Origin of the sequence: Kordiimonas sp. SCSIO 12603 (assembly GCF_024398035.1) — a bacterium.
Lineage (GTDB): Bacteria > Pseudomonadota > Alphaproteobacteria > Sphingomonadales > Kordiimonadaceae > Kordiimonas.
The window spans coordinates 968,933-984,839 of sequence record NZ_CP073748.1 but is presented as its reverse complement, the minus strand read 5'-3'; the positions used below and the strand labels follow the sequence as shown (position 1 = coordinate 984,839).

The following is a 15,907-nucleotide window of genomic DNA, read 5'->3' as shown; positions in this document are numbered from 1 at the left end:
TGAGCGGCTCTTCCAAATTATGTTAGCTAAATTAGCTGCCTTTAGTCATGCGAGACGCAACCTCTGTTGCATCATCAAGCAGCATGTAAGAACCAATAAGCACATCAAGGCTTGCTTCCATAGCAGATGGAGCATCGCTTGCTTCTGTCGTTGCACCAGCTGCCGGTGCGATATCAGACATCATGGAAACTGACATTTCATCAATCCAACCGCTGAACTGCGACTGTGCTTTAACAAGAATAGCACCAGCTTTTTTCATGCCAGCTTTCAGATCAGCACGGTCAGCATCAGACGCTGATTTCATGCTTTTCACATAGCAGCGGTGTGCAGCAGTTGAAGCAGAGATAACTTTCTTGAACTCACCCGATACAAGTTCAACCTGCTTTTCAACTTCCATACCTTGCGCTTTAGCAATTGAAGGCATGCCATTTTCATAAGCTGCAACAGCTTCATAGCAATCACCTTTATCACCAGCGAAAGCTGCTGTTGTTGTCATCATTACGCCTGCAGAAACGCCTGCTAGTAGTTTTACATATTTATTCACGATAAATCCCTCGTTGATATTTCTATCACCCACGAACTTCAGTGTTCCCGCAATTGAGATAAAAGGCAATTTAATTCAACTTTTATGAATGTTTTTTGTTAAATCACACCGCTAAGCACCATTTGAGCGCGATAAAAACATCATATTTTATTAAATTCTTATCTAATTCAATGCAGCACAGAAACTTTGATTCGTTAACCATAAATGCGATTAAACGTTTATACCCAATAGAAATATTGATCAGAGGTACTATGTTGTATATGTCAAAATACAGGTTCAACAAACGCAATAACCTAGGGTGTGTAGCTCGTGAGCTCTTCAGATAATACCGACGTACAGGCACACCTCAAAAAGGGATTTGGCAATCAGTTCTGGCGCTTCCATCTCATTTTCTGGGGCGTTACCTTTGTCATCATGTTTCTTGCTGGCCTATCCCAGTTTAAAACGCTTGAGGTTGCACTGGTACGGAACATTTCATATGGCATTTTAGGTTTTACCTCTACACTTCTGTTAATTCCACTATTTGATCAAAGTCGCCTGCAAAGCACGCAAAAACTACTCCTGACTACTCTATTGAGTGCCTACATTATTGGTGCGACGGTTTCCCTTCTCGTTAACCCTATAGCTTTTGCTATGCAGGGCTTACTCGTTTGGGAACTACCCTGGCCGCGCTGGTTTTCAGGCTCATTAAATTTCTCGCTGGTTATTCTTGTTTGGTGTGGTCTTTATCTGGCATTCAAAATGGGGCTTAGATTTGTAAAAGGCGATGAAGCACAAAAGGCTGCAGAAGCGATTTCTTCCATCACCTCGGTTTCTACTTACCCTGAATTTATCGCACTAGAGCGGGACAAGAAGATTGTCTTATTACCTGTCGCAAGTATTACTGTTATTCAAGGCGCTGGGGATTATGTAGAAATTGGTACCGATGATGGCACATTTCTAAAACGCGATTCCTTAAGCAATATGAACCGTACATTGGACCCACAACTGTTCCAGCGTGTCCACCGCTCAACCATCGTAAACCTGCACGCTATCAAAGAACTGGACCCAAAAGGAAAAGGTGACTTCACGCTTATTCTAAAGTCCGGCACCAAGATCGCTTCCAGCCGCAGTTATATGAAAGATTTCAAAAGCCGTTTTGCAGGTATCAAATAAAGGCACTCCAACTTTCCTTACCAATAATCCAGTTCACCGCATCCATGTCCAACTGACCGATTGAGGCCTTGTGCACAGCTGCGATTCACGGAAATTCCTCTTGCAATCTTACGAATAGATCAGGAGCGAACTTTGCGTATTCTTCTTTTATTATCCCTCATTCTAGGCGCCCAATCAGCTTTCAGCCAACCTGATGCAGAGCAAAGCAATCCATATGGCCATGGGCAGTATCTCGAAACACCGCGCGGTAAAATCTATTACGAGACTGAAGGCAGCGGCACGCCTGTTTTTATTGTTAATGGCGGACCAGGTGCTGGTCACCGTGTTTTCTTAGGCTGGTTTGAATTCCTTAAAACAAAGGGATACCAGATCGTCTACTTCGATGAAATTGGCAGGGGCCGTTCTGAACGAAACATCAAAGGCAAGTTTACACCGCAAATGACGGTGGATGATATGGAAGCGCTTCGGGCACACCTGAACGCAGAAAAAATTGTGGTTATGGGCCATTCATATGGCGGCATTCCAGCCATGCAGTATGCCATTCAGTTCCCAGAGCATGTTGAACGCCTTGTTATGCTGAGCGCATCCTATGACGCTCAAAGCCAGCAAATGAATATTGATCACGTAAGCCATCTTATGAAAACCAAATATCCTGAAATTCATGAGCAAGTTATGGCATTACGTGCAAAAGGTATGCTTTCGTCCGAAGATGAATATTTGGACCTGATTTACGAGAGCGCACTTGGTCGTGAACTTCAGTGGTTCAACCGGGCAAACCGGAAAGGCTTATGGAAATATCGTTCAAACGACAAGCGTGACCGATTTAATTTTCAAGTTTATCTCGATATTATAGGTGAAGACCCAGAATGGGAAATCACTGGCACTCTCAAAGGCCTAACAGTTGAGGACAAACTGCGGGGCTTTAATATCCCTACTCTTATCCTTGGTGGTCGGGCGGACAAGGTTTCCACACCGGAGCTTGTATACCGCCTATATAAAATGCTGCCTGAGCAAACAACTCAATTTGAGATGTTTGAAAAAAGTGGTCACTGGATATGGGCAGAAGAAAATGAAAAGTTTAAACAGGTCGTCAGTAACTTTTTACCTGCTAAATAACTGCCATATAAAACAATGGCATATTGATTAACACATCAATATGCCTTTCTATTCTTCCATTCTTAACAGACATAACTCTTGCCCCCATCTTGTCATTTATCATATAAATAATAATTAATATTTATTGCTATCTAGGGGGATTTGCGGTGAAATATTGGAGCATACTAACAATAGCCGCCAGCCTACTGTTTTGTAATACGGTTTCTGCACAAGAACGGTGGGAAGATCATACTGTTTTCGGCATCAACAAACTTGAGCCGCACGCCACGCTTTTTCCTTATTCATCAAAATCAGCAGCACTCAACAACTCCCTAAAGGAAAGCAATAATTATGTCCTCCTAAATGGCATGTGGCAATTTCACTGGCAGCGATCTCCAACCAATTTGCCTGAAGGTTTCGAGCAACCTGAATATGATGCAAGGCACTGGGATAAAATAAAAGTACCTAGCAACTGGGAGGTTGAAGGCTACGGCTATCCTATTTATCTGGATGAACGTTTTCCTTTCACCACCAAATGGCCAAATGTACCGAAAGACTATAATCCGGTTGGATCATACCGCCGCACATTCACTCTCCCTGCCAAATGGAACGGTAAACAAATCTTCCTGCATGTAGGCGCCGCTAAATCATCGTTGGACGTATGGGTAAACGGAAAAAAGGTTGGCTTCAGTCAAGGCGCAAAAACGCCCGCAGAATTTGATCTCACATCCTACGTACAGAAGGGTGAAAATCTGATTGCGTTCCAGATCCGCCGCTGGACAGACGCCAGCTATCTGGAAAGCCAGGATATGCTCCGTATTTCGGGTATTGAGCGAGATGTTTATCTTTATGCCACACCAAAGCAACATATATTCGATTTTCACGCGAAACCAACACTGGATAAAAGCCTAAAAACTGGTGAGCTTGAACTGGATGTAACGCTTGAAAATTATGTCGATAGTAGCACTACTGTTACTGTAGAATATGCACTTCTCAATCCGTCAAATCATATGGAAAGAATACTTAGTGGATCTCAAAATATAGATCTAAGGAAAACAGCAGAATTTACCTTTATCGGTAAACTTCAGAACCCAAGGCTTTGGTCCGCTGAAAACCCTCATCTTTATACACTCCTGATTACACTGAAGGACAGTAACGGTAAAACTTTAGAGGTCATCCGCGATGATATTGGCTTCCGACGTATTGAGATTGCGGGTAGCCAGCTGCTCGTAAACGGCAAAGCCATTTATATCCGCGGCGTAGACAGGCATGAAACCTCCCCTCACACAGGCCATGTGGTTGACCGGGCTTCCATGGAAAAAGATATCCGCCTAATGAAGCAACTGAATATCAATGCCGTACGCTCAAGCCACTACCCTAACGATCCTTACTGGTATGATCTTACTGATAAATACGGCCTTTACATCATTGATGAAGCCAATATTGAATCACATCCATTAGCTATTCATGAAGATACGCAATTGGGCAACGAAATGAGCTGGCTCCCAGCCCATATTGATCGCACCAAACGCATGTTTGAGCGGGATAAAAATCATCCGTCAATCATCATATGGTCACTTGGGAATGAAGCTGGTGAAGGCAAGGTTTTTGAAGCTACGTACAAATGGCTTAAGGAACACGATGACAGCCGACCTGTGCAATATGAACCAGCGGGTCTCGAAGCGTACACAGATATTTATGCGCCAATGTATCCGCCTATCGAACGACTGGTGAAATATGCCGAAAGCAAACCCCAACGCCCAGCTATTATGATCGAATATGCACATGCCATGGGTAACTCGGTTGGTAATCTGCAAGATTATTGGAACGCAATTGAAAAATATGACGTACTACAGGGCGGTTTTATTTGGGACTGGGTAGACCAAAGCCTTGAATACACAAGTGATAAAGGGGTGAAATATCTAGCTTATGGCAAGGATTTTCATCCCACTTTACCAACAGATGGCAATTTCCTGAACAACGGCCTTGTGAATGCGTATCGCATTCCCCATCCTCATGCTTATGAGGTAAAAAAGGTTTATCAACCGATCCGATTTAATGTGATTGATGCTGCCGCAGGCCTGTTCAGCGTAATAAATAAATACGCGTTCACCGACCTGAAGAAATATGACCTGAAATGGCGAATTGAAGCCGGCGGAAAACTGGTAAAAGAAGGTTATCAAGCCATGCCATCGGTAGCGCCCGACGCCACTACGGAACTGAAACTCAATCTTCCTACTCTCCCTGTCTCCAGTAACGCTGAATATTTCATAACCCTGAGTGCGGTTACTCGAGAAGCTGATCCAATGCTGCCAATCGGGCATGAAATCGCATTTGAACAATTTAAGCTGCCAGTACAGGAGCCTGATGTAAGCCCAAAAACCTTGCATGCCTCTTATACAGTTACCGATGCCGGCGGTATGGTTACCTATCAAAACGCTGATACAAAACTCGGCTTCAATAAAACGACAGGCTGGCTGGAAGTGTATGAACATGCAGGGCAATCATTATTGGCAGGCGCTCTGAAACCAAATTTCTGGCGTGCGCCAACAGACAATGACCTCGGCAACAATATGCATAAATGGGCAGCTATCTGGCAAACCGCAGCTGATAAGCTCTCCCTTATCAGCTTAGAGACTAGCGAGAATATGGTAGAAGCATCTTATGCATTCGAAGGAATTCCTGGATCACTAGAGCTTACCTATAAATTTGGTGCCAATGGTCAGGTGAAAGTTTCAAATAAACTTAAACTGCCCTCTGATCAAAAGCTTCCAAACCTACCACGTTACGGCATGCAACTGATTATGCCGAAGGGCCATACATATTTGAGCTGGTTTGGTCGAGGCCCCCATGAAAGCTATGCGGACAGGAAAACATCTGCTCGTATCTCACTTTACAAAAAAGATATCCGACAAGGCGAACATCACTATGTACGCCCGCAAGAAAACGAAAACCGGACAGATGTGCGCTGGATGGCACTCCTTAACGAAAGCGGATCAGGCTTGATGGCTGTAGGTAATAGACCACTGAGCGCGAGCGCATGGCCATACCTGCAATCTGATATTGATTTCAGCGCCGGTGATGGTTCTGCCTCGGCCTCCGGCCTTGTACCTGTCACCACCAAACATGCTATTGATGTGCCCCAACGCGATATCAGCACCTTCAACATTGACCATAAACAAATGGGTGTGGGTGGCGATACTTCGTGGGGACGACTTGTGCATAAGGAATATACTATTCCGGCAGGCAATTATCAGTATAGTTTCACACTGGTTCCTGTAACCTCTGGTAAAGACACTGCGAAACTCGCACGCAACGTACATTAGAAATTTGAGTAAAAATTATGTCTCAGTCGCTTACCCCTTCTTTTGACGAAGCAACCATTCTGGAACACCTTTCAAATCAATATGATTTGAAAGGCACACTTAAGGCGCTCGCCAGCTATAGTGACCAGAACTTTCTTCTGAAAACAGAGACGGACAACAAGCTCATTGTAAAAATTGCCAACCGGCAGGAAAGCTTTAACGAGCTTGATATGCAAAACGCCGCGATGGGGCATCTGACCAAAGCAAAAATAGCTGTGCCACACGTACTGAAATCTACAGATGGTGCCGAGATCAGCTTCATTACAAATGACGAAGGTACCCAGTTCCATTTTCGAGTTCTCAGCTTCCTTGAAGGCCAGTTCTATGCGGAAGCAAAACCCGAAACCCACGGCACTGATTTGTGGACAAGTTTGGGCACATTTTTAGGCACAATGGATAACGCCCTCAAAAACTTCAAACATACTGGCGCATACCGTTTTTTTGATTGGGATTTGGCCCACGGCTACAGCATTTGCCAGAGCAAAAAAGTGGATCTAAACGAAGAACATAAAGGCGTTGTTGAACATTTTCTTAGCTACTATCACAGCCATATCATGTCACAGCTTGGAAAGCTCGAAACATCTGTCATCCACAATGATGCCAATGACTACAACATTTTGATAGATAATCCAAACGAGCCTAAAACTGTTACAGGGCTAATTGATTTTGGCGATATGGTTCATAGCCACACCATTAATGAACTGGCAATCGCCTGTGCCTACGCGCTGCTTGATCAACATGATCCTATAGAAACGCTGAAAGTCATTGTTAGTGCTTATCATCAAGCACGCCCACTGTCCGTTGCGGACTTCGAAGTACTTTACGGACTGATTGCTCTCAGGCTTTGCACCACACTTTGTAATGCAGCAACGGAATATAAAAAACATCCAGACAATGAATATTTACTGGTTTCTGTGCGCCCTGCATTTGACCTCCTTAAAAAACTTAAACGCATGGCGCCTTTTGCCATTGAATGCCAACTTAAGAAAGCATGTGGAATAGAACCAGATAATGGTCAGGCCAAAGAAGATATTCACAGTTTCCGGCAGCAACATCTGGGGAAAACCCTTAGCTTGAGTTTTAAAGAACCACTTAAAATAGTACGTGGTTTAGGCCCTTATCTTTATGATGAAAATGGTACTGAATATCTGGATATGGTGAACAACGTTTGCCACGTTGGCCACTGCCATCCGAAGGTGGTTGCCGCTGGCCAAGCACAGATGGCAAAGCTCAACACCAACACACGTTTCCTCCACGACAATCTGGTAGATTACGCTGAAAAACTCCTCACCACCATGCCTGAAAAGCTATCTGTCTGCATGTTTGTAAACTCGGGCAGTGAAGCCAACGAACTAGCTTTCAGGCTAGCCCGCAATTTCACTGGCTCAAGAGAACTTTTAACGGTTGAAGGCGCATACCACGGCAACACAAACGCCTGCATTGAGGCAAGCCCCTACAAATTTGACGGCCCGGGCGGTGAAGGTGCACCAGATTATGTTCATAAAGTAATGTTGCCAGATCCTTACAGAGGCACCTATGTAGGTACCACGAAGGAAACGGGCAAAAAATATGCCTCTGATGTAAAGCGAGCCATTCTGGATCTTGAAAGCAAGGGTAAAAAGCCAGGAGCCTTTATCTGTGAAAGCCTGCAAGGCGTGGCGGGCCAAATTATCATGCCAGAAGGTTACCTTGAACACGTCTATGAACATATAAGAAGCGCAGGTGGTGTGTGTATTGCTGACGAAGTACAAGTAGGCTTCGGACGTGTGGGCACACACATGTGGGCGTTCGAAACACAAGGTGTGGTGCCAGATATAGTGACACTCGGCAAACCAATTGGCAACGGGCATCCACTAGCTGCTGTTATTACCACCCAGGAAATTGCAGACGCTTTCGTTACGGGTATGGAATATTTTAACACTTTCGGCGGCAACCCAGTTTCGTGTGCCATTGGTATGGCTGTTCTTGATGTGATTAAGGATGAAGGCCTCAAAGAAAATGCTCTTGAAGTTGGCGCTTATTTCAAAGGAAAACTTCAGGCACTGCAGCAGGGCTTTGAAATACTGGGTGATGTACGTGGTCTTGGTTTATTCCTGGGTGTGGAGATGGTGCGAAACCGTGATACGAAAGAACCGGCAACAGAAGAAACGGCTGAATTAATTGAGTATCTTAAAGAGCGGCATATCATCCTCAGTACTGAAGGGCCCTTTCATAATATTCTGAAAATTAAACCGCCTATTGTTTTTTCAAAAGAAGATGCAGACAGGTTCCTCAAGCATTTTGAGAACTGGCTTCAAAACGCACAATAGTAAAAAGGCCCGCCATATGCGGGCCTTTCCGTATCTAAAATGACGTTAAGCTATGTTTGCCAGATCATTCGAGATGAAAGATCCGAAAGTCGGCAAGTTAAACTCTTCCACTTCTAGCGAAATGTTTGATGCTGCAAGCGACGAAAGCTCTACACCTTCAAGAAGAAGGGTTTGATTTGTTGCCGCATCCAACGTGATAAGAACGCCACTATCTATTTGACTGGCAGCAGCCAACACATCTTCAGCTGTTTCAAACGATGTAAACCCATCAAATGACAAGGTATCATTTCTTTCAAAATCAGTGATGACATCAGCATCGTCCTGATCACCGAAGTTGAAAATGAAATCATCTCCGCCCGAACCACCTTCAAGCGTATCACTGCCTGCGCCACCTGAAAGTGTATCGCCGCCAGTACCTGCTGAAATATTGTCGTTGCCAGCACCACCCAACAGCAAATCATCACCATGATCACCATCAATGACATCGGCGCCATCACCAGCTGATACAGTATCACTACCGTTGCCCACGCTCACAATATCATCACCTTCGCCTGCAAAGATTAGATCATCGCCGTGATCACCCTCAACCGTATCGGAACCTGAGCCAGCGCTGATAATATCGTGGCCTGTACCGCCATCAATTACATCATTACCTGCACCACCATCTAGCGTGTCGTTTGCATGATCGCCATCAAGTTCATCATCACCTTCGCCACCTAACAGCTGGTCACTACCGGTGCCGCCATCAAGCTCGTCATCACCTTCGCCGCCTAACAGTGTATCATTACCGTGATCACCGATGAGATCATCGTCGCCAGCACCACCGCTCACAAGATCATTACCGTTGCCGCCGTTCACTTCATCAGCACCATCACCACCGAACAGTTGCTCGTCACCATGGCTGCCATTAATAACATCATCACCGATTGTGCCGCTGATCAAATTCGCAGATACCGAAACAGTTTCAGTTTGATCACCACTTGCTAGATCAGCCTGTGCAGGGAAGAAAAGTGTTACATCAACATCACCAGATACGCTGGTAAAGCCATCAGGACCTGTAACATCAAAGAATTCATCTGCATCCAGCTCAATTGTCACAGTTGTTTCACCCGGATTAAACTGTGCACGCAGTGTTTGCTCTGAACCATCAGCGCCTATCACAGTGATCCCAACTGAACTTGGGAGCGTGGTAAAGAGCGATGCTGAATCAAACTGTAGTATCAGTTCAACCGTATCTCCGTTCGCGGAAAGCTGCTGATTCACAGAAACTGTTGGCGTAAAAGGCAAACCATCAAGCGTATTCACCAGACCAACACCATCTGGACGCTCCACCGTATAACCCAGGTCCTCGAAGACCGCGAGTTCAAGCGCGCCAAGCGTTACGATATCACCCGGGATCACAGAGGGGTTTTCAAGCGCCAATGCTGTATCAGCAATAGATCCATCAGGGTTACGGAGTGCAAAGTGAGAAACGTCTGAACCGGCACTATCAAATGTACTCTCAAGCGTAATTGCTTCACCATACACCTCTACGGCATTTTCACCATTAAAGGTAGGCGTAAGGAAACCATCAACCTCATCAAATTCCACGAATGTGCCGTATGTAGAATCGAGCGTTTCAAGTTCACCGTCACCATCAATATCCAGCAGAAAATCTTGACCTGTATTATCGCGGAACGACAAGAAGCCAAGGCTGTGGATAATTTCATGCGCCAGTACAGAAACAAAATCCGTTACACCTGGCACTGCAACACGATCAGGATCAACATCAAAAGATGCACCAAGTAAAAATTCAGGATTTACGTTAATAACGATATCTGGGGTATCGCCGTTCAAATCTACGCCTTGCTGAAGTTCCAGTTGAGCGGATGTAAACACTTCAACAAAACCGTCATCACTTTCCGGGCCAACAAAAAAACTTCCCGCAGTTGCACTTGCAACAGTACCAGGCCCTAGGGTTGGATTGATTGTTACGGCCACCTGAATGTCGGCACCGTCTGCGCCAACAATTACGTCGGAAATCAATTCAAGTGCAGCTGTTGTAACCGCAGCCAAATCATCAACAAATCCATCGAAAGATTCGTCTGCAGCGTTCACCACTGCAACACCAAAATCAAATAATGGATTACTTAAGCTGGCGGATGTAATAAATGCTGGAAGATTATTAAATGCTTCAAACGGAAAACTTAATAATCCCTCTTCCGCTAATTCATCAGTACCGAACAGAACCTCGTGTGAAACTTCCGTATATTCTACGCCTGCTACCGTTACCGTATTCCCATTCGTGCTTGGCATGATAGGGCTCCCTCTCTTGTATCAATTGTACAAACAGCCATCGGCTGATAGTTCAGCCCATGGCTCCCTTATCTACTTAGAACAAGCCAAAATACTATTATTAGATGTAATAAAAACACAATAGACATAAGCTAACAAAACTAACATGTTATGTTATTTAATTTCTGAAAATATTTTCATATTATGTATAATTATCAATTAATTAGATAGTTTTTATTGAATTAAACTAATCTAAAGAAGTAGAATTCTATTTCCACTTAATTCATTTTAAAATAAGAAAATTACGAAAAAGTCTTATATAATAGAAAATTAAATTTTCTAAAAATACCGCAATAGTTGTAAAACGGTTTATTTTCAAAACCACTTTTAATGCGTAAAAACAGGCTTTAATTTTAGCTACTAACTAAATTGTGATCCGTTACTGTTTTTAAACTCGGCACATCGGTTAGGTTTGAATCAACATTAAACCCTGATCCAAACTTACCGATTGCAGACTATAGGCCACCGTTCACAGATCAACTGGCCAGATACCATTGCAAAATAGATAGCTTCGCCAACTTATGATCAAAGCAACATCATGACACACACTGGAGCTCCCCATGCGGCCTTATGTATACACAATGCTCATAGCGATTTTTCTTGGACTATTGTGGGCGTTTTTAACTTTTACAAGTATTGATCGAGGTTGGTTTCACACTGCAATTGCACCTAAAGGGGATATTCAGTCCTTTTCCACCGCGGCCCAAAATGAGATCGCAACCCGATCACAAGGAAATGCTGTTTTGTTGCTAATTGCTGATGGTGAAATATATAGCGGCTACACCCACTCAACAAAGCAAGCTATTAACCAACAAACCCTTTTCCAAGTGGCCTCCCTAAGCAAATGGGTTACTGCATGGGGCGTTTTATCACTTGTCGAACAAGGCAAACTAGATCTGGATACACCAGTTGATACCTATCTATCCCGCTGGCATCTTCCTCCCAGCCAATTTGACAATACCAAGGTAACGATAAGACGCTTACTTAGCCATACTGCAGGGCTTACCGACGGATTGGGATACGGCGGTTTTCTTCCGGAACAAGACATTCAATCCCTTGAACAATCCCTAACCCAAGCAGAAGATGCTTCACCGGGAAAAGATGGCCGCGTTATGGTTGGGATCGAGCCCGGTAGTGCTTTCGCATATTCCGGTGGTGGTTACACCCTGCTGCAATTGCTTATTGAGGAAGTTTCTGGCCAAAGTTTCAACGATTATATGCAACAACATATCTTTCAACCACTAGGTATGATGCGGTCTACTTACATTCTAGATACACACCACGAAAATGTTGCTACCCTCTATGATACCCAAGGCAAGCCTGCCACTCATTATAAATTTACAGCACTCGCAGCTTCCTCTCTCTATACCAGTGGCCACGATATGACATTATTTATTCAAGCCCATTTCCCAACGAACGATCTTGCGGCTGGCAGAGGTGTCCTTTCACCCGAAATGCTTACCCGTATGCGCGAACCTCATGCTTCCGAACTGGGCGCTGATATCTGGGGGCTTGGCACCATTCTCTATGCATCCAACAACAAAGGTGATTTTATCGCGGGTCACGACGGCAGCAACGAGCCCGCCATTAACACCTCTGTACGTTATAATCCAGCGACAGGGGACGGCATCGTTATTTTAGAAACCGGAAACAAATTTCTGGCAACTGAACTGGCTGGCGAATGGGTTTATTGGCAGACCAGCAACATCGACCTAATGCTGTTTTCCATGAAATCAGAACAAATGATCAATATCATCTTATTAGGCTGGCTGGTTTTAATTTTGGCTGCTATCGCCAGATTTGTAAGGCTATATAAAGCAGGTTCACCACGCAAATAACTGCATAGAAAAGAGCTAGAGCGGTTCAGCCAATTACCTCTCTAGCTCATCCTACTTATTTCTCCTGAAGTAACTTTTTTACAGCCTTAGCAGCGCCTTGGTTGTGCGGATCAAGCGCTACTGCTTGTTGATAACTTGCCAACGCACCTAGTTTATCGCCAGCTGTTAACTGCGCTTCTCCGAGACTATCGTAAACATTTCCTGAATTCGGGTGCTCTTGCACGTTCAGCTTAAACACCTGAATTGCGTCTTCTACCCTCTTATCGGAAAGGAATGTGTAACCAATATTATTCAACAGAGCCTCAGCATCAGAGAAATCATAGCCGTCAGCTCGTTCTTTCGCTTGTTTATAGACAGAGATAATATCAACACCATTCATGGCTTTATAATCCCCAAACGCTGTTAAAAGTGGCAGCGGAGGTACTTCACCTGTCACAATTTCATGCATCAGCATACGCGCTAAAGGAATAGCTAATCCTTTATTACTACGATCATCCGTACAAATCATAACTCCTACTTTTTCGTCAGGGGCATAGCGAATATTTGCTCTGGCGCCACCACCGCTGTGACCCATGGTTAAGATACCGTCTCTTTCCTCAATCAAACTTCCAAGGCTGTAATCCTTAAAACGATAATCCTGATTAAGGAGAAATGCTTTCCATTCCTGTGGTGCTATTACCGCACCATTATTAATACCAATGAAAAGCTTCGACATATCATCCGCGGTTGTTACAAAACCGCCCGCACTTAGCAAAAAAGCGGGCTGACTATCATCTGAAACACTAGGGTGTTTGGTATTGGTCATATTTGCTGGAGAGGTAAGATATTCGAGCGCTATATCGGCAAAACTTACACCCAGTTTATTTTTTAAAATCATTTCCGCAACAGCATAGCCAGACTGGCGATACCTGGAAAACTCCCCAGGTTTATAATCAAGGGGAATATCTCTCACCTTTTGGTAAATATCTGCATTTTGGGTAGATGGATTCGAAACAAGTTCACCAAACCAGCTTTTATTCACTGCCATCGTAATACCCGAGGTATGGTTGAGGAGCCTGTAGAAAGGAATTTTCCGCCATGCTTCTGGGGCATCTTCAATATAATCAGCAAGTTCGCCTTCCATATTGATCCTGCCATCTTTTGCAAGGTTCGCATATGTAAGCGATGCCAATACTTTCGTCGCTGAATATAAACCGCAGGAGGTTGAAGAACTATATGACTGACCATCTGAGGTAACACCAAACCCTTGAGAGAACAGAACCTTATCCCCTTTTACGGCTGTTGCCGCTAAGCCAGAAACACCATAAACTTTCATCAGTTCCGGTATTTTCTGTGCAATCTCAATGGTGGGATCAACTGATGTGTTCACGTAATCAACCATGTTTGCATCGACAACATCAGCTCCAGAAGCAAAAAGCACCGAAGCTGCCAGTAAGTAATATTTCATCATATCCCCCTTCAGAAATTATCTACTACATATGTAGTAGATACAGCATCCGGGCATGATGTCAACGAATAGAAACACTGCTCCTGATCAACGCAACAGATAAACCAGTTGAATTTCCGTATAGGTAAAGCAGCAACTAACTAAGTATTAACTACCCAATAGTTGCTGCCAGAGCTTTCGTTACAGAATATATCAAAGGTAGTAAAAGCTACATCACCAAACAGACTATTACACCTTCAACATGATGTTTAACGCTTCGTTTCAAGCTGCGCTTTCAATTGATTTACAGTACGGTACCTACCACCCTTAATCACTGCTGCTACTGACGACAGATTATCAAGGTCCTTTAGCGGGTCTTTTTCAAGGACAATCAAATCAGCCCATTTTCCAACTTCAATAGAACCAAGCGAGGCCTCGTGCCCCATAACCTTGGCGCCATTAAGCGTCGAAGCTTTGAGAATAGCAGACAGAGGCAGTCCTGCTTTGTGCCATTCAGTCATTTCTGTATATAAAGAACCGCCATGCAATACACCGGGGTTGCCTGCATCGGTACCCAGCGCCAAAGTGATACCCTCACGATAGAGACGTAGGAGATTATCGCGCTGGATTTGGGTTAGCTTACTGGAAAAGAAGCCTCTTAGCTGGCCAACAATAAATTGTTCTTGCTCAGAAAGAGCAGCTACTTCAGCCTCTTCCGCATCAACATAGGGCATATATTTGTGCATTATCTGTACCATTGCACCAGCTTTCTCTGGCATGACATCAGCAAGCTTGAAACTCTCCAGAATATCTGGATGGGCCAGGCCATGTTCGTGATTTGAAAACTTCAAATCGTTCCCGGCTATTTCAACCGTTTTCTCATGGACCACCAATGTTGGCATATAAATGGTTTGATGCTGCTTTATAAGCGCGACAAACTCATCATCAATTGCTTCGGTCATAACGCCGTGAACAAGAATGTCTGCTCCCGCCCGGATTGCCATTTTAGCGTTCGCAAGCTCCGTTGCATGCACAGCGACGGGTATACCTTCACGGCGCGCTAATTGGATTGCATCTTTGAACAGATCGAAAAGCTGCTGCGGCGTTTCACCCTGATCCGGTGACCAGATAATTTTTATAAGGTCGGGGCCCTTTTGAAGTTGAGCTTTTACAAATGCGACAGCATCGTCTGTGGAGTTAGTATATTGAAATACCGGATCACCGTCCCCGAGATCAAGGATCGGAGCGGAAAAACTGGAAATACAAGCACCTGCAATTGCGACAGTTGGGGTGAAGGCCTCACGGCGGGCTTCTGCACGTACCTGGTAGTTCAAAGACGGCCCGCACATATCAACCACTCCAGTCACACCACTCACTAGATACCTTAAATATGTATCCGCCATATGCTCCCGTACCCAGGTTCGATCGCTTTCATAAGGCTGAATCTTGCTATAATCAAAACTATCGGGCCGGGTAAACGCGCTGCCTGATTGAAAAAAATGCATATGGGCATCAATGTAACCAGGCGCCAGATACTGCCCGGTAACATCAACAATCTGGTAGTCACCAGCAACATCCATTGTGGCAGGGCCAACAGCCTCAATTTTACCGTTCTTAACAAGAACGACTGCATCCTCAATAGGGGCAGCAAGATGAGAGCTGATAACCGTTCCTCCTATGAAGGCAACTTTATTGCTAACTGTTTGGCGTCCAACTGCCTCAGTGATTGAAGGGGAGTGTGCCATAGCACTCCCGCCAATACTTACGGAGCAGAGTAGAGCTGAAAGGGTTTTTCTCGCATTAAATCGTGTTTTATTTGAAAGGTGTTTTTGCATCAGGGC

General features: G+C 44.5%; 9 protein-coding genes. 5 read left to right on the top strand and 4 right to left on the bottom strand.

The annotated features are described in order from the left end of the window. Window positions 1–31: 31 nt before the first annotated feature. Window positions 32–544, bottom strand: a complete 513-nt coding sequence (locus KFE96_RS04355; protein WP_255834780.1) for a hypothetical protein — start codon at window positions 542–544, stop codon at window positions 32–34. A gap of 309 nt (window positions 545–853) precedes the next feature. Between KFE96_RS04355 and KFE96_RS04350 the strand changes: the two genes are divergently transcribed. From KFE96_RS04350 to KFE96_RS04335, 4 genes are all read left to right on the top strand, one after another. Further along, the gene (locus tag KFE96_RS04350; RefSeq protein ID WP_255834779.1) at window positions 854–1,699 is read left to right on the top strand and encodes a LytTR family DNA-binding domain-containing protein; all 846 of its coding nucleotides are present in this window, start codon (window positions 854–856) and stop codon (window positions 1,697–1,699) included. 132 nt (window positions 1,700–1,831) lie between these two features. Then, window positions 1,832–2,815: an alpha/beta fold hydrolase gene (locus KFE96_RS04345; RefSeq protein WP_255834778.1), complete on the top strand. Its 984-nt coding sequence runs from the start codon at window positions 1,832–1,834 to the stop codon at window positions 2,813–2,815. Window positions 2,816–2,961: 146 nt separating this feature from the next. Continuing rightward, entirely contained in the window at window positions 2,962–6,120 is a 3,159-nt protein-coding gene (locus KFE96_RS04340; RefSeq protein WP_255834777.1) for a glycoside hydrolase family 2 TIM barrel-domain containing protein, read from the top strand. A gap of 17 nt (window positions 6,121–6,137) precedes the next feature. Next, a complete protein-coding gene (locus tag KFE96_RS04335) occupies window positions 6,138–8,468 on the top strand; it encodes an aminotransferase class III-fold pyridoxal phosphate-dependent enzyme (RefSeq protein WP_255834776.1) in 2,331 nt (776 codons plus the stop codon). A 45-nt stretch (window positions 8,469–8,513) separates the two neighbouring features. Here the strand turns inward: KFE96_RS04335 and KFE96_RS04330 are convergent, their stop codons facing one another. After that, window positions 8,514–10,763 carry a hypothetical protein gene (locus KFE96_RS04330; RefSeq protein WP_255834775.1) on the bottom strand — a complete coding sequence of 750 codons (2,250 nt, stop codon included), beginning with the start codon at window positions 10,761–10,763 and terminating at the stop codon, window positions 8,514–8,516. 599 nt (window positions 10,764–11,362) lie between these two features. Between KFE96_RS04330 and KFE96_RS04325 the strand changes: the two genes are divergently transcribed. Continuing rightward, entirely contained in the window at window positions 11,363–12,640 is a 1,278-nt protein-coding gene (locus KFE96_RS04325) for a serine hydrolase (protein ID WP_255834774.1), read from the top strand. A gap of 55 nt (window positions 12,641–12,695) precedes the next feature. Here KFE96_RS04325 and KFE96_RS04320 read toward each other — a convergent pair whose 3' ends face one another. Further along, window positions 12,696–14,087 carry a serine hydrolase gene (locus tag KFE96_RS04320; protein ID WP_255834773.1) on the bottom strand — a complete coding sequence of 464 codons (1,392 nt, stop codon included), beginning with the start codon at window positions 14,085–14,087 and terminating at the stop codon, window positions 12,696–12,698. Window positions 14,088–14,335: 248 nt separating this feature from the next. After that, the gene (locus KFE96_RS04315) at window positions 14,336–15,811 is read right to left on the bottom strand and encodes an amidohydrolase family protein (protein WP_255834772.1); all 1,476 of its coding nucleotides are present in this window, start codon (window positions 15,809–15,811) and stop codon (window positions 14,336–14,338) included. Window positions 15,812–15,907: the final 96 nt, after the last annotated feature.